This is a genomic window from Burkholderia stagnalis (assembly GCF_902830275.1).
Taxonomy (GTDB): domain Bacteria; phylum Pseudomonadota; class Gammaproteobacteria; order Burkholderiales; family Burkholderiaceae; genus Burkholderia; species Burkholderia stagnalis.
In genome coordinates, this window is record NZ_CADESW010000003.1 from 260,159 (window position 1) to 275,561 (window position 15,403).

At 69.1% G+C, this 15,403-nt stretch carries 14 protein-coding genes; 7 read left to right on the forward strand and 7 right to left on the reverse strand.

All coding sequences use genetic code 11. From position 1 onward, the window contains the following. Window positions 1–110: 110 nt before the first annotated feature. The gene (locus HWY45_RS08200) at window positions 111–746 is read left to right on the forward strand and encodes an outer membrane lipoprotein (RefSeq protein ID WP_059801175.1); all 636 of its coding nucleotides are present in this window, start codon (window positions 111–113) and stop codon (window positions 744–746) included. 73 nt (window positions 747–819) lie between these two features. Here the strand turns inward: HWY45_RS08200 and HWY45_RS08205 are convergent, their stop codons facing one another. The 3 genes from HWY45_RS08205 to HWY45_RS08215 form a co-directional block, all read right to left on the reverse strand. Beyond that, a complete protein-coding gene (locus tag HWY45_RS08205; RefSeq protein ID WP_059801173.1) occupies window positions 820–2,211 on the reverse strand; it encodes an amino acid permease in 1,392 nt (463 codons plus the stop codon). Window positions 2,212–2,318: 107 nt separating this feature from the next. Next, window positions 2,319–3,575: an NAD(P)/FAD-dependent oxidoreductase gene (locus HWY45_RS08210; RefSeq protein WP_059879192.1), complete on the reverse strand. Its 1,257-nt coding sequence runs from the start codon at window positions 3,573–3,575 to the stop codon at window positions 2,319–2,321. Between the two features lie 34 nt (window positions 3,576–3,609). Further along, a complete protein-coding gene (locus HWY45_RS08215) occupies window positions 3,610–3,963 on the reverse strand; it encodes a RidA family protein (RefSeq protein ID WP_059801168.1) in 354 nt (117 codons plus the stop codon). 225 nt (window positions 3,964–4,188) lie between these two features. On the opposite strand from HWY45_RS08215, the gene HWY45_RS08220 reads away from it, so the two are divergent. Together HWY45_RS08220 and HWY45_RS08225 are read left to right on the forward strand one after the other, a co-directional pair. Then, entirely contained in the window at window positions 4,189–4,827 is a 639-nt protein-coding gene (locus HWY45_RS08220; RefSeq protein WP_059565045.1) for a helix-turn-helix domain-containing protein, read from the forward strand. A 423-nt stretch (window positions 4,828–5,250) separates the two neighbouring features. Continuing rightward, window positions 5,251–5,757 (forward strand): GNAT family N-acetyltransferase, encoded by a 507-nt coding sequence (locus HWY45_RS08225; protein ID WP_059565153.1) that lies wholly within the window; start codon window positions 5,251–5,253, stop codon window positions 5,755–5,757. 49 nt (window positions 5,758–5,806) lie between these two features. On the opposite strand, the gene HWY45_RS08235 is transcribed toward HWY45_RS08225, so the two are convergent. After that, window positions 5,807–8,041 carry a glycoside hydrolase family 28 protein gene (locus tag HWY45_RS08235; RefSeq protein ID WP_414143602.1) on the reverse strand — a complete coding sequence of 745 codons (2,235 nt, stop codon included), beginning with the start codon at window positions 8,039–8,041 and terminating at the stop codon, window positions 5,807–5,809. A 323-nt stretch (window positions 8,042–8,364) separates the two neighbouring features. On the opposite strand from HWY45_RS08235, the gene HWY45_RS08240 reads away from it, so the two are divergent. Further along, the gene (locus tag HWY45_RS08240) at window positions 8,365–9,723 is read left to right on the forward strand and encodes an aspartate aminotransferase family protein (RefSeq protein WP_059879189.1); all 1,359 of its coding nucleotides are present in this window, start codon (window positions 8,365–8,367) and stop codon (window positions 9,721–9,723) included. Between the two features lie 82 nt (window positions 9,724–9,805). Then, window positions 9,806–10,090, forward strand: a complete 285-nt coding sequence (locus tag HWY45_RS08245; RefSeq protein ID WP_175038422.1) for a GntR family transcriptional regulator — start codon at window positions 9,806–9,808, stop codon at window positions 10,088–10,090. A 28-nt stretch (window positions 10,091–10,118) separates the two neighbouring features. On the opposite strand, the gene HWY45_RS08250 is transcribed toward HWY45_RS08245, so the two are convergent. Both HWY45_RS08250 and HWY45_RS08255 read right to left on the reverse strand, forming a co-directional pair. Next, entirely contained in the window at window positions 10,119–11,282 is a 1,164-nt protein-coding gene (locus HWY45_RS08250; protein ID WP_059879566.1) for a M20 aminoacylase family protein, read from the reverse strand. Window positions 11,283–11,308: 26 nt separating this feature from the next. After that, window positions 11,309–12,547 (reverse strand): diaminopropionate ammonia-lyase, encoded by a 1,239-nt coding sequence (locus HWY45_RS08255; protein WP_059879185.1) that lies wholly within the window; start codon window positions 12,545–12,547, stop codon window positions 11,309–11,311. 182 nt (window positions 12,548–12,729) lie between these two features. Here HWY45_RS08255 and HWY45_RS08260 point away from each other — a divergent pair, with 182 nt between their 5' ends. Together HWY45_RS08260 and HWY45_RS08265 are read left to right on the forward strand one after the other, a co-directional pair. Next, window positions 12,730–13,206 (forward strand): Lrp/AsnC family transcriptional regulator, encoded by a 477-nt coding sequence (locus HWY45_RS08260; protein ID WP_059879180.1) that lies wholly within the window; start codon window positions 12,730–12,732, stop codon window positions 13,204–13,206. Window positions 13,207–13,312: 106 nt separating this feature from the next. Then, on the forward strand, window positions 13,313–13,510 hold the full coding sequence (locus tag HWY45_RS08265) for a hypothetical protein (RefSeq protein WP_059879177.1): 198 nt from the start codon (window positions 13,313–13,315) through the stop codon (window positions 13,508–13,510). A gap of 157 nt (window positions 13,511–13,667) precedes the next feature. Here the strand turns inward: HWY45_RS08265 and HWY45_RS08270 are convergent, their stop codons facing one another. Beyond that, window positions 13,668–15,389 (reverse strand): tannase/feruloyl esterase family alpha/beta hydrolase, encoded by a 1,722-nt coding sequence (locus HWY45_RS08270; RefSeq protein ID WP_059879175.1) that lies wholly within the window; start codon window positions 15,387–15,389, stop codon window positions 13,668–13,670. Window positions 15,390–15,403: the final 14 nt, after the last annotated feature.

Below are 15,403 nucleotides of genomic sequence, written 5' to 3' on the forward strand. Positions count from 1 at the left end.
GTTACCCGGCCGCCCCGGACGCCCATGCGGCCATTCCTTATACTCACGCCGAGTTCGCCACCCCGTCCGACGATCCCCACGGCGAACACGTTGCCGATGCAGGAAACCTCATGAAGCGCATGCCCTCCACGAAGACCATTCTGTTCGCCTCGCTCGTCGCCGTGGCGGCGCTCCCGCTCACGGCCTGCGTCGCACCGGGCTACGGCCCGTACGGCGCGCAGGGCTATCCGCAGCAGCAATACGCGACGCCCGGCTACGCGCAGCCGGCCTATTCGCAGCCGGGCTACGTGCAGCAGCAGCCCGCGTATCCGAACCAGGCGCCGTCGCCGTACGACTCGCAATACGGCAACCAGTACGGGAACAACCAATACGGGAACCAGAACCAGTACGGCAGCCAATACGGCACGCAGTACGGCACCATCGCGAACATCCGCCCGGTGAGCAGCGCGGTCGCGCCGGCGGGCATCGCCGGCACCGTGGTCGGTGCGCTGATCGGCGGCGTGCTCGGCAACCAGATCGGCGGTGGCCGGGGCCGCGACGCGGCAACCGTGATCGGCGCGCTCGGCGGCGCCGTCGCCGGCAACCAGATCGGCCAGCAGATGGGCGCGCAGCAGGCGCCGAGCGGCTACCGGATCGACGTGCAGGTCAACGACGGTTCGACGCGCTCGTTCGACGTGCCGACGCCGGGCGACCTGCGCCCGGGCGAGCGCGTGCGGATCGACGGCAACCAGCTGTCGCGGTATTGATCGCACGCCGGCGCCGCGCACGGCAGCGCGTGACCGGCGCCTGCGCGCGGCATGACCGCGCAGCGCACCACCCTCACGCGCGCTCGGCCTCGAGCGCGATCTGCGTGGACTGCGCGGCCGACTGCAGGCTCACTGAACGCCGGTAGATCACCGTCAGCACGGCGATCGTCACCGCACCGACGATCAGCGAGCCGCGCGTCTCCGGGTCGATGCCCAGCATCACGAACACGAACCCGACGAACCCGAGGCACACCCACGACGTGACGCGCGCATACGGCATGCGGAAGCGCGTCGTCACGCCGCGCGCGGCCATCACGCGGCGAAACCGCATGTGCGTCAGCACGATCATCGCCCACGTGACGAGCACCTCGAACGACAGCAGCGACATCAGCCAGCCGAACACGCGCGCGGGCACCACGTAGTTCAGCAGCACCCCCACCGACATGCACGCGATGGTCAGCGCGACCGCGCGCGACGGCGAGCCGCTCGCGCTCAGCCGCGCGAACGGCGCGGGCGCGAGACCGTTATCCGCGAGGCTCACGAGCATGCGCGCGGCGCTGAACACGACGCAGTTGAAGCTCGACAGCGCGGCCGTCACCACCACGAAGTTGACGATGCCCGCCGCCTGCCGCAGCCCGAGCGCCTCGAAGGTCGTCACGAACGGGCTGCCGTGCGCGCCGAGCCCGGTCCACGGATAGAGCGCCATGATGATGAACATCGCGCCGACGTAGAAGATCAGGATTCGCCACAGCACCGCGTTGATCGCGCGCGGGATCACCTTCTTCGGCTCGCGCGCCTCGCCGGCGGTGAGGCCGATCATCTCGACGCCCGCGAACGAATACGCAATGATCGGCAGCGCGCTCACGAGCCCGAGCACGCCATGCGGGAACACGCCGCCGTGCCGCCACAGGTTCGACAGGCCGACCGGCACGCCCTGGTGGCCGATCCCCGTGAACACGATCAGCGCGCCGCCCGCGATCATCAGCAGGATCGTCGCGACCTTGATCAGCGCGAACCAGAACTCGAGCTCGCCGTATGCTTTCACGTTGAGCATGTTGAAGCCGGCGATCGCGGCGATCGACGACACGACCCAGATCCATTGCGGCACGTCGGGAAACCAGAAGCCCATGTAGATGCCGACCGCGGTGGTCTCCGCGACGCCCACGCCGACCATCAGCAGCCAGTAGTTCCAGCCGACCAGGTAGCCCGCGAACGGCCCGAGGTATTCGAATGCGTACGCGCCGAACGAGCCCGCCACCGGCTGGTGCACGGCCATCTCGCCGAGCGCGCGCATGATCAGGAAGATCATCCCGCCGCCGATCAGGTAGGCCACCAGCACGCCCGGCCCGGCCGCCTTGATCGCGGACGCCGAGCCGAGGAACAGGCCGACGCCGAGCGCCATGCCGAGGGCCATGAACGAAATCTGGCGCGCGCTGAGGTCGCGCCGCATCGTGTTCTGTTGCATGTTGTCTCCAAACGTTGATCGTCACGGCCCGCCGGTTGGGTCGGCCGCTGGACAGGCGGCCCGGATCGTGTCCGGGGCGCGCCCTGCTGCATTGCGCGGCGCCGGGGTCAGCGGCCGCGCAGGAAACGCTCGACCCGGAACGGCGCCGGATCGACGAACGGGGGCGTGCCCATCATCAGGTCGGCCACCAGCCGGCCCGTCACCGGGCCGAGCGTGAAGCCGTGATGCGCATGACCGAAGGCAAACCACAAATCTCGATGGCGCGGCGCCGCGCCGATCACCGGCAGCATGTCCGGCGTGCACGGCCGGCGGCCGAGCCACGGCACGCCGTCGACGCGCGCGCCGAGCGGAAACAGCCGGCGCGCGACCGGCTCGACGGCCGCGAGCTGGGCCGGCGTCGCGGGCGTGTCGCGCAGGCCGAGTTCGGCGCCCGTCGTCAGGCGGATGCCGCGCGTCATCGGCGCGATCAGGAAACCGCTGTCCGCGTCGAGCACCGGCCGGTTCAGGCGCGCGCCCGGCTGCGCCGCGTAGTGCATGTGATAGCCGCGCTTGACCGCGAGCGGCAGCCGGTAGCCGAGCCGCTCGCACAGCAGGTCCGACCATGGGCCGAGCGCGACGACCGCCGCGTGCGCGTCGAGCGGGCCCTCGGCGGTGTCGACGCGCCAGCCGTGGCCCGGGTCGGGCGCGAGCGTCAGCGCGTCGCCGGTCACGATGCGCCCGCCGAGCCGCTCGAAGTGCCGCGCGTACGCGGTGACGAGCGCGTGCGGGTCGCGGATCGAATCGGAGCCCGTGTAGCGCAGCGCACCGATCAGTTCCTTGCTCAGGAACGGCTCCGCGTCGCGCAGGCCCGCGGCGTCGAGCGCGTCGAAGGTCACGCCGTATTCGGCGCGCCAGCGTTCGGCGTTGCGGGTTTCCGCATCGCGGGTCGCCGCGCGGCGGAACACCTTGAGCCAGCCGCCGTCGCGCAGCAGCACGCCCGCGCCCGCCGCGTCGATCAGCGCGCGGTGTTCGGTCACGCAGTGCTCGATGAGCGGCGCGTATGCGCGCGCGATGGCGGCGTGGCGCGCGGGGTGCGAATTGCGCCAGTAGCGATACAGGAACGGCGCGAGCTTCGGCATCGCCGCGGCGTGATAACGGACGTCGGGCGAGCGGTTGCACGCGTACTTGAGCAGCGTGCCGAAGCCGCGCGGAAACGCGTACGGGTACACGCCCTCGCGCTGGATCAGCCCGGCATTGCCGAACGAGGTTTCGTTGCCGGGCGCCTTGCGGTCGACGAGCGCGACCGACAGGCCGCGCTGCTGCAGGTGGACGGCAACGGACACGCCGATCATGCCGCCGCCGAGGACGAGCGTATCGAACTTCATCGGAAGGAACTCCTCGAGGCGCGTGGCGCCGGGCTCAGGCGAGCGCGGTCACGGCGATTTCGACGTCGAGGCCCGGCTTCATCAGCAGCGCCTGCACGCACGCGCGGGTCGGCGCGTGGCCGGCCGGCACCCACGCGTCCCACACCGCATTGAACGCATCGAAGTGCGCGGCGTCGCTGAGCCACACGTTCGCGGTGACGACGCGCGTCTTGTCGACGCCGGCCGCCGCGAGCAGCGCGTCGATGCGCGCGAGCACTTCGCCCGCCTGCACCGCGATCGACGCGCCGGCCGAGTCGGGCACCTGGCCGGCGAGATGGACGAAGCCGTTCGCGATCACGACCTGGCTCATGCGCGCGTTGGTCTGCAGACGCTGGATTTCACTGGACATCGAGGGCACCTTCGAGAAGCCGGCCGCGGCGGGCCGGCGGGATGACGGGGCACAGGGTGGCGGCGCGCGGCACCGGTTGCCGCAGAGATTCGCGCCGCCCGATGCTAGAGTGGCCGTCACGCCCACCCCGGCGATTTCGACGAAAATTATCATATACGAGAAAATTACATCTCGCATACGATAAAACCCGTAGCTACGCTGCACGCGCATCACGCCGAGTTTCCGATGTCCAAAGCCACCGCCCCCGTTCCGCCGGCGCCCGACGCCGAACCGCCGCGCCTCGATCACCGGACGGTCGGCGCGCGGCTGCGCGACGCGCGCAAATCGCGCGGCCTGACGCTCGCGCAGCTTTCCGAGCGCTCGGGCATCGCGGTATCGACGATCTCGAAGGCCGAGCGCGGCGACATCGCGCTCACCTACGACAAGTTCGCGGCGCTCACGCATGCGCTCGCGCTCGACTTCGACGCGATGTTCGGCCGCGCGGCGCCGGCCGGCGCGATGCAGCCGAGTTTCACGCCGGCCGGCCAGCAGGTGGTGTACGACACGCCGAACTACGCGTACGGGATGCTCGCGAACGACCTGACCGGCAAGCGGATGGTGCCCGTGCGCGGGCGCATTCACGCGCGCAAGCTGTCCGACTTCGCCGACTACATCCGGCACAGCGGCGAGGAGTTCGTGTTCGTGCTGAGCGGCGAGCTGGAGCTGCGCTTCGAGAACGGCCAGTCGTTCCGGCTCTCGGCCGGCGACAGCCTGTATTTCGACAGCTCGGTCGGGCACGTGTACCTGAGCCTCGGCGACACCGATGCCGAGGTGCTCGCGTGCTGCGTGGACGGCGAGGCCGAGCGGCCGCACGACGCGATCTGACGCGGGCGCGGCGTTGCGTGATCGTCGCGTCATCGCCGAGCCATCGCCGAGCCATCGCCGAGTCATCGCCGAGTCGTCGCCGAGCCATTGCCGAGCCATCGCCGAGCCATCGCCAAGTCATCGCCGAGTCGTCGCCGAGCCATCGCCAAGTCATCGCCGAGTCGTGGCCGAGCCATCGCCAAGTCATCGCCAAGCCATCGCCGAGCCATCGCCGAGTCATCGCCGAGCCATCGCCGAGCCATCGCCGAGTCATCGCCGAGCCATCACCGAGCCATCGCCGAGCCATCGCCGAGTCATCGCCGAGTCGTCGCCGCATCCTCGCGGCGGCTTCGATCGGCCATGCATGCGTTGCCGATTCCGTCTAGCATGGGCATGCCCTGCGGCGCGCCGCAGATTCCGACGATCCCCTGCCCCACGACCCGCATGATCACGATCCGCCTGCTCGACACCGCCGACGCCATCCTGTTCCAGTCCCTGCGCCTCCTTGCGGTCGCCACGTCGCCGACCTCGTTCCTGCCGACACGCGACGAAGAAGCCGCCCTGCCGATCGAGGAACGGGCCGCCCGCCTGCGCCCGACGCCCGCGCAGGCCGTGTTCGGCGCGTTCGACGGCGACGCGCTCGTCGGCATCACCGGCGTGCGCCGCGATGCGCGCGCGAAGGTCGCGCACAAGGCGACGATCTGGGGCGTGTTCGTCGATCCCGCCTATCGCGGGCGCGGCATCGCGCAGTCGCTGCTCGACGGCGCGACCGAACACGCGGCGCAGGCATGGCAGTGCCGCCAGCTGATGCTGTGCGTGAACGAAACCAACGCGACGGCCGAGCGGCTGTATGCGTCGCAAGGCTTCGTCCGGTTCGGCACGGAGCCGCGCTCGCTGTTCGTGGATGGCCGCTTCTACGACGAGCATCACATGGTGAAGACGCTGGCCTGATGCGTCGATACGGTCCTGCCTTCTCGCGTCGCAAGCCTCGCGCGCGCCGCTAGCGCCGGTCGGTGATCGTCGTGTTGACCGCCTGCCCGGCGATCACGACGTTCGACAGCACCATCCCGCTCACGTTGTACGCATAGACGGGCCCCGGCGACGTCGCCGTCGGCGTGCCCGACGCAACCGGCGTGCCGAAATCGCAGTCGCGGATCGTCACGCCGGCGATCGGCTGGACGGCCGGCGCGGGTGGCGCGGGTGGCGCGGGTGGCGCGGGTGGCGTGGTCGGCGTGGTCGGCGTGTTCGGCGTGGTCGGCGTGTTCGGCGTGTTCGGCGTGTTCGGCGTGTTCGGCGTGTTCGGCGTGGTCGGCGTGGTCGGCGTGGTCGGCGTGGTCGGCGTGGTCGGCGTGGTCGGCGCGGGCGGCGCGGGCGGCGCGGGCGGCGCGGGCGGCGCGGGCGGCGCGGGCGGCGCGGGCGGCGCGGGCGGCGCACCGTTGTAGTCGAACGCGACCGGCCCCTGCGCGACGATCGCCTGGAAGCACGACGCACTCACGCCGTTCAGCGTCACGTTGCTCGCCTTCAGGCCCGAGATCGTCACGTTCTGCACGAGCGGCGGGCGGGTGCGCACCGCGTCGTTCGCGGGCTGGTAATCGCAATCGAACGTGACGATGCCGCCCTGCGCGGCGGACGGGTTGCCGGCCGCCGCCGTCGCGACGCCCAGCGGCACGCTCGCGTTGATCGGGCTGCCCGCGAGTAGCGCGCTGCCGTAGCCGCCGCCCTTCAGGTTCACGCCGTTCGGCAGCGTCACGCCCTTCACGTGGAAATCCTTCACGTAGCCGCCGCGGTTCATGTTGGTCTTCACGCGGATCGCGATGTTCAGCGGATTGGTCTGCCAGTTCGCGTTCAGCATCGACAGGTTGGTCGCGTAGATCTGCTCGACGCCGCCGCCCATCTCGCTGCCGAGCGTGATGCCACCGTGGCCGCTGTTCATCGTGCAGTTGCGGATCAGGTGGCGCTTCGCGGGGCCGTATTCCGTGTCGCGATCCTTGCCCGACTTGATCGCGATACAGTCGTCGCCGGTGTTGAACGTGCAGCCCTCGCACAGCACGTCGGTGCAGGCGTCCGGATCGAAGCCGTCGTTGTTCGGGCCGATGCTGTCGGCCGTCACGCCGCGGATCACGACGTTGCGGCACGCGGCCGGATGGTGCTGCCAGAACGGCGTGTTCTGCGTCTGGTAGTTTTCCATCAGCACGTTCGTGCAGCCGATGAACTCGACCATGCACGGCCGCAGGTAATGGCCGAGCCCGAAGATGCGCTGCTCGACCGGCACGCCCGCCTCGGACAGCGCGGGCAGGTAGTTCTGGTCCTGCCGCCACGGCGTGACGGGCGACGTCAGCAGCGCGTACAGCGCATCGGGAATCGCCGGCGCGACGATGCGCAAGTCGACGTTGTTCGGGTTCGCCAGCGCCTGGCTCGGCACCGACGCGCCCGCGCCATATGCGCCCGACGAACCCTTGAAGGTCCACCAGCAGATGCTGCCGTTGCCGCTGCCGGAAAACGGCGTCATCGCCTGCCCGTTCAGCACCGACGTCGGGCCTTCGCCGGTCAGCGCGATGTTCGTCGCGTGGCGCGCGTAGACGGGCGCGCCGTAGTTCAGGCAGTCGTTCGCCTGCCAGCGGCTGTAGTACAGGCGGCCGTTCGCGCCGCAGTCGACGGGGCCGTCCTTCGCGTAGTCGGCCGGGTTCGGGCTGAAGTAGATCGTGCAGTTCGCGCCCAGGTGAAAATTCACGTCGCTCTGCAGCACGATCGGCCCCGCGCAATACCAGTTGCCGGGCGGCACGACCACGCGGCCGCCGCCTTCGCGATGGCACGCATCGATCGCCGCGAGGAATGCCGGGCGTGAATCGAATGCGCCGGATGCAACCGTCCGCTCCGAGCCGGGGCTCACCGGCGATTTCGCGGTGTTCGTGTATGGCGACGCCTGCGGGACCGTCGCGCAGGGGCGCGCGCCATAGCGTGTCACGTCGAAGTCGCGGCCATGGAACGCAAGCCGCGACACGTGCGCGAGCGACGCGGCGATGCGCGCGGCCGCGCCGTGCTCGCCCCAGATCGGATCGACCGCCGACATGCTCGACATGCTGCCTCCGGCAAACGCCCGGGTCGCCGCGAACGGCCCGCCGAGCACCGCGCCACCGGCCAGCGCGCCGGTCCAGCCGATGAACGCGCGACGCGACAACCGCGTGGACGGTTGGAACCGGGCGGATGAAGACGAACGGCGGCGGGCGGCGGCCATGGGCACTCCTCCAGTGTATTGGGCGATCGACGCGCCCGGGTGGCGCGCCTTATTCATATGTCGTCGTATCACATATGGCAATCTAGCCACCGCTGGAGCTTCTTCCGAATCTGTCGTTTAACCTTCTTTAATCTGGAAATCATCCGCTTATGTGTGCGCACACTCACATAGCGCGTCTGCGGCATCGACATACGTTGTCGTATGTTTATGCGCAAAAACTTTACGTCAGGCGGATACGCGGTCGAGCCCGAATCGACCACGCTCCCGGAATATGACAAGCTCGCGAAGGCGTCAATCCGACCAACCTGCCAGAGGAGTTCCAATTGCCTTCCCGCCACGGAGTCGACCTCACCCGCGCCCGCGCGTTGTTCGACCGCGAGCGCCGCGCGTTCACCGAAGCGATGCCGAAGTCCCGCGCGCTGTCCACCGAAGCGGCCGAGCATCTGCTGTTCGGCGTGCCGTTGCACTGGATGCAGGACTGGTCGACCCCGTTTTCGCTGTACGTGAAAGAGGCGCGCGGCGCGACGTTCACCGACGTCGACGGCCATCGCTACGTCGATTTCTGTCTCGGCGATACCGGCGCGATGTTCGGCCATGCGCCCGAGCCCGTCGCGCGTGCGCTCGCGCGGCAGGCGACGCGCGGCTACACCACGATGCTGCCGAGCGAGGACGCGGCGTGGGTCGCGCGCGAGCTTGCGCGCCGCTTCGCGCTGCCGGTCTGGCAGTTCGCGCTGAGCGCGAGCGACGCGAACCGCTTCGTGCTGCGCTGGGCGCGCGCGGCCACCGGCCGCAACACGATCGTCGTGTTCAACGGCTGCTATCACGGCACGGTCGACGATGTGTTCGTCGATCTCGTCGACGGCCGCCCCGTGCAGCGCGACAGCCTGCTCGGGCAGGCGCATGACCTGCTCGCGAACACGCGCGTGGTCGAGTTCAACGACCTGGCTGCGCTCGAGGCCGCGCTGCAGCAAGGCGACGTCGCGTGCGTGCTCGCCGAGCCCGCCATGACGAACATCGGCATGGTGCTGCCCGACCCCGGCTTCTGGCAGGCAGCGCGCGCGCTGACGCGCCGCTACGGCACGCTGCTCGTGATCGACGAGACGCACACGATCAGCAGCGGCCCGGGCGGCTATGCGGTCGCGCACGGGCTCGACCCCGACGCGCTGGTGGTCGGCAAGCCGATCGCCGGCGGCGTGCCATGCGCGGTCTACGGTTTCAGCGCGGCATTCGCGGAACGCGCGAAGCAGGCGAAGCTGAATGCGCCGCCCGGGCACTCGGGCATCGGCACGACGCTCACCGCGAACATGCTGGCGATGCACGCGATGCGCGCCACGCTGGAGGAAGTCGCGACCGACGCGGCGTATGCGCACATGTTCGAACTCGCCGCGCGGCTTGCGTCAGGGCTCGAACGGGCGATCGCGCAGCACCGGCTGCCGTGGTGCGTGACGCGCATCGGCGCGCGCACGGAATTCCAGTTCGCGCCGGCGCCGCCGCGCAACGGCACGCTCGCCGGGCAGCAGCTCGACAGCGAGCTCGAGCACATCGTGCATCTGTACCTGCTGAATCGCGGCGTGCTGATCACGCCATTCCACAACATGATGCTCGTATGCCCGGACACCACGGCGCAGGACGTCGACCGGCTGGTCACGCAGTTCGATGCGTGTCTTGGCGAACTGGTGTGAGGGCGGGCGAACAGGACCGCACAAAGACGGCGCAACGACATCGGCATCGAGCCCGCCAATGCGCCGCCAACGGATATCGCCGTTGCCAAGCCGTCAATCCAGACACGGTTTGCTGTCGGGCATCCATGCGTCGCTGATGTCGAAGGTGCATCGCGCGCGCGGCGCCGCGAACGCGGACACGCTGCGCCGGGCCGAATCGCTCGGCGAGCACGAGGCGATCATGCAGGCGCTCGCCGATCCGTCGCATGCGGCGCTGCCGCAGGTGCTGCGCAACCATTCGGAGAACACCGCGCGCGAAGTGCTTGCGATTCTCGAGCGCGCGCGTGGCGCGGACGCAGCGGGCAAGCGGCAGCCGGCCGACGCGTGACGGTGGCGCGCCTGGCACAGATGCAGCGCTACGCCGCCGGCAACGCGAGCCGCGCGATCTCCGCGAAATACCGCGCGCCGGTCGACAGGATCTCGTCGTTGAAATCGTAGGTCGCGTTGTGCAGCGGCACGCCGCCCGGCGCCGACGCTTCGCCGTTGCCGATGAAGATGAAGTTGCCCGGCACGACCTGCAGGAACGCGCCGAAATCCTCCGAGATCATCATCGGCTGGACGCTCGGGTCCACGCTTTCCGCTCCGGCGACGTTTGCAGCGGCCCGCACCGCGAGATCGACGTACTCCGGCGAATTCACCGTCGGCGCGAACTCGTGCGTGTACTCGAACGTGCAGTCCGCGCCGTGCGCGCGGCAGATGCCCTCGCTGATCTCGCGCATCCGCGTTTCCAGCAGCACCTGCACGTCGCGCGCATAGCTGCGCGTGTCACCCTTGATCGTCACCGTCGACGGAATCACGTTGCGCAGCCCGTCGGTGATGAACTCCGTGCACGAGATCACGGCCTGCAGCCCCGGGTCGAGATTGCGCGACACGATCGTCTGCAGCGCGAGCACGACCTGCGATGCGATCACGATCGGGTCGACGCCCATCTGCGGCCGCGCCGCATGCGTGCCGCGCCCGTTGATCCGGATCACGAAGTTGTCCTCGCTCGCCATGATGCCGCCCGCGCGCGTCGCGAACGTGCCCGCGCGCATGCCCGGCATGTTGTGCGCGCCGAAGATCGCGTCCACCGGAAAGCGCTCGAACAGGCCGTCGGCCATCATCGCCTTCGCGCCGCGGCCGTGTTCCTCGGCCGGCTGGAAAATGAAACGCACGGTGCCGTCGAAATCCTTGCGCTCGGCCAGCAACTGCGCCGCGCCGAGCACCATCGACATGTGGCCGTCGTGGCCGCATGCGTGCATCTTGCCGGGCGTGTGCGACGCATGCGCGCGGCCCGGCGCGCGCTCGGCGATGTTCAGCGCGTCCATGTCCGCGCGCACGCCGATCGCGCGCGTGCCCGCACCGACCGTCAGGTTCGCGACGAGCCCCGTTCCGCCGATGCCGCGATGCACGTCGAGCCCGAGCGTCGTCAGAATGTTCGCGACGTAATCGGACGTCTTCACTTCCTCGAAACCCGTTTCCGGATGCTGATGCAGGTGGTGTCGCCACGCCTTCAACTTGCCTTGCAGCGTACTTTCCATGTCGCGCTCCTCGTCGATCGGCATCGTCATTGCACGGCGTGCGCCGTGCGTTGCAGCCAGTCGCGCTGGCGGGCCAGCACCGCGTCGGCCGGCTCGCCGGCGCAGCGTTCGTAGACGGACGGCGCCGTCGCGCCCTCCGTGTTGATCGCGAGCACCCGCGCGTTCGCATCGAGCCCCGCCGCGCGCGCGGCGTCGCGATCGCGCATCAGCACGGCGAGCCCCGCGACGCCGGCCGCGCCCGATTCGCCGGCCACGAGCGGCACGTCGCGATCGCTGCCGGCCGCGAGCCGGCGCATCGCCTGCACCGCATCGTCGTCGTCGATCAGCATGAAGTGGTCGATGCACGGCTCGAGGAAATCCCACGCGAGCGGCGACGCCTCGCCGCACGCGAGCCCCGCCATCACCGAATCGACCGAGCCGGTCGCCTTCGTCGCGCGGCCCGCGAGCGCGCTCTGGTACAGGCAATCGGCCTGGCGCGGTTCGACGACGACGAAATGCGGCCGCCGCGCGCCGTCGCGCTCCCACAGATAGCTCGCGACGCCGGCGGCCAGCCCGCCCACGCCGCCTTGCAGGAACACATGCGTGAACGGCGGCTCGCCGTCCGCGCACGCCGCCTGCGCGACGGCCTCGGCCGCGATCACGCCGTACCCCTGCATCACGTCGCGCGGAATCGCCTCGTAGCCGTCGTACGACGTATCCGACACCACATGCCAGCCGTTCGCCTGCGCGAGCGCCGCGGCATGCAGCACGGATTCGTCGTAGTTGCCCGAGATCCGCACGATCTGCGCGCCCTGCGCGGCGATCGCGCGCTCGCGTTCCACGCCGACGTGCGCGTGCAGCACGATCACGCAGCGGCAGCCGATCGCGCGTGCGGCGGCGGCGAGCGCCTTGCCGTGATTGCCGTCGGTCGCGCTGATCACGGTCAGGCCCGCGAGCAGCGCTGCGTGGCGGCCTTCGAGCAGGTCTTTCGGGTCGAGGGTGTGCGACCGCCAGAGCCGCATCACCAGGCGCATCAGCGCAATCGGCGCGCCCAGCGCCTTGAAGCTGCCGAGCGGCGAGCGGCATGACTCGTCCTTCACCGCGAGCCGCGCGATGCCGAGCTGCGCGGCGGCGTCGGGCAGCTCGCGCAGCGGCGTCGGCGCGCGGCTGAGGAGGGGCCAGTGCGACAGCCACGCGCGGCTTTCGTCGGCCGATGCGATGTTCAGCACGCGCTTCAGCGCCTCGGGATAAGGGGCGCGCGATGCCCGGGGGTTGGCGATCAGCATGGGAGGTGGGCTCCGAAGGGACGGCGTCGGAAGGGGGCCGTCGGTGGGTTCGCATCGGGAAGGCGCCGCTTGCGCCCGCCCTCGATGAGCAAAATAATATTGCGCGGGGCGATCAACAAATTCTCCAAGTTGGCCGCCGTCACGCAAAAATTTCTCATTCTTTCGAGGTTCCACGCGCCAACATGACTACCCCACTCGATGCGTTCGATCGCAAGCTGCTGATGGAAGTCCAGCGCAACGCGCAAACGCCCCAGAACGAACTCGGCGCACGCGTGAACCTGTCGACCGCCGCGGTGAACCGGCGGCTGCGCCGTCTTGCCGACGACGGCGTGATCGATCGATATACGGCCGTCGTCGCGCCGGAGAAGGCCGGGTATGCGCTGACGATCGTCGTCAACGTCGAGGTGGAGAGCGAGCAGATCGATCTGCTCGATGCGATGAAGCGGACTTTCGAACAGTGTCCGCAGGTGCAGCAGTGCTATTACGTCACGGGGGAGTGGGATTTCGTGCTGATCCTCGTCGTGCGGGATATGGATCAGTACAACGCGCTCACGCGGCAGTTGTTCTTTGCGAACAACAATGTGAAGCGGTTCAAGACGCTCGTGAGCATGAGCCGGGTGAAGGTGGGGTTGGGGGTGCCGGTGGAGCTTGGCGAGTAAGGCGCGGTGAACCGCGGCGAGTGGATTTGACTGGCGGCGGTTGCTGCGCGAATTTCGATGGCGCGGCTTACAATTTCAGCCGACAACCATCCAATGGGAGCGAATCATGCCTGCTGACAAATTCGGCCGTTACTTGATCAGCGACACCTATCGGGAGCAGGTGAGCGCGGCCGTGAAGAAAGCCATTCGCAACCTTGAAGAACACGGCATCGCACCCGTTTATGTTGCCCGTAAGCCGAAGGACACCGAGGCAAACGCGGAATCGGGCGACGCTGCCAAGAACGCGACCGAGACCAAGCGATAAAACGCGACCGCCGCATGAGTAACCTGCGGCGGAGTTTCATGACCCGTTCGAACGACTGGGTCGCTACCCGGCAATACGCCGCCGGGTAGCGACAGGTGCCGCGATGCGATCACCCATCGGCACATCTCGTCCGCGCGAAGACCGCTCTGGCCTGGCGTCAACTACAACTAAAACTCCCCGCCGAATTCACCGCCCCCGCCCCGTTGTAACGCGCGACCTTCGGAAACGGACACAGCGGCCGCGTGCGCCCCGCGCCCCACGAAACCGGCACTTCCGCATTCGGCACCGCATTCGCCGCATCGCGCGCGGTGGCGACCACCGCTTCAGGCGGCTGCCCCTGTTCGACCCACGCGACCAGCGGCGTCAACATATCGAACTGATCCGCCGTCGGCCCACCCGAGCAATGGTTCATCCCCGGCACCGGATAGAACCGCGCGAAATCCGACGCATCGCCGCCATTCGCCTGCGCGAGCCGCACATACCAGTCACGCGTGTCGCTGAACGAAAACACCGGATCCCCCGTGCCGTGATAAACGAGCAGCTTCGCACCGCGCGACTTCAGCGCCGCGAGATTCGTCTCGTCGGGCGGCGTCATGAACGACCACGCGGATTCCGTGTACACGCCGTTCGTCGCGAAGATCGCCGGCGCGTCGTTGTCCATGTCGAAACCGAGCGCGAAGCCCGGCAGGTTCGCGAGCGTCGCGGCAGACTTCGGCGGCGTCATGAACGTGAACGCCATCGCGGCCGGGTCGAGCGTGATCGAATTCGACTGCTTCCAGCCCGCCCAGCCGCTGCCGGCAATGCCCGGATCGTACGGAAAGCTCGCATACAGCGCCGTGCCCGCGCTGTTGCGCGCCCCCGCGAACACGTTCGCGAGTGCCGTCTTCTGCGCGCTCGTCAAACACGCGCCGGTGCGCGCGCCGTTCGCGCAGGTCGGAATATCCGCGTCGATGCTGAAATGCGCCTGGCATGCGGCGACGTCCTGCACCATCCCGTCGGCTGCGCCATCGAGCGCATCGCACTTCTCCACGATCTTCGCGCCGACGAACCGCCGCTCCGCATCGGTGAAGCCGCTGCGAAGATCCGGCAGCCCGTTCGCGCCGGTCGCCGACGCGATCTTCGCGAACTGCTGCGCGCCGTACATCTCGCCGATCGCCGCCTTCGGCAGATGCACGCCCGGATCGCCCGCGATGATCCCGTCGTAGTCGGCCGCGTTGCGCGCCGCCGTGACCATCGCGTGCCGCCCGCCGTTCGAGCAGCCGCCGAAGTAGCTGCGGTCCGGCGCCTTGCCGTACGCGAGGCGGATCACCTGCTTCGCCATCGGCGTCAGCGCGTCGACGGCCGCGTAGCCGTAGTCGCGGCGCGCCTGCGGATCGAGACCGAACAGCGGGTTCTGCGCGGCGCTGTGCCCCGAATCCGAGCTGATCACCGCGAAGCCCTGGTTCAGCGCGTTCGTCAGCGGCCCGCCGCCGCCGATCTCGCCGGTCGCCTTCACCACGTTGCCGTCGAGCCCGCCGTTCGCCTGGTAGAAGAAGCGGCCATTCCACGCCTTCGGCAAGCGCATCTCGAAGCCGATCGCATAGGTGTTGCCGTCCACCGCGCTCACGCGCTCGTTCATCTTCCCCGCGATCACGCAATGCTCGGCGATCGGCTTGCCCGCCACCGTCAGCGCGCCCGCGGCCGCGGTCGTCACCGACGTGAACGACGTGTTCGCATACGCCAGCTTCGCGGCAAGCGCGTCGCAGGTCTGCGCCATCGCGGCGGGCGTCGCGGTAGTCATGTGAGCCGGCGACGCCGTGACCGAATCGTCGCCGCCGCAGCCGGCAAGCAATGCAGCGGACAGCGGCGCAATACAGAGGAATACAGATTTTCGAATCATGAATGGTGTCTCCC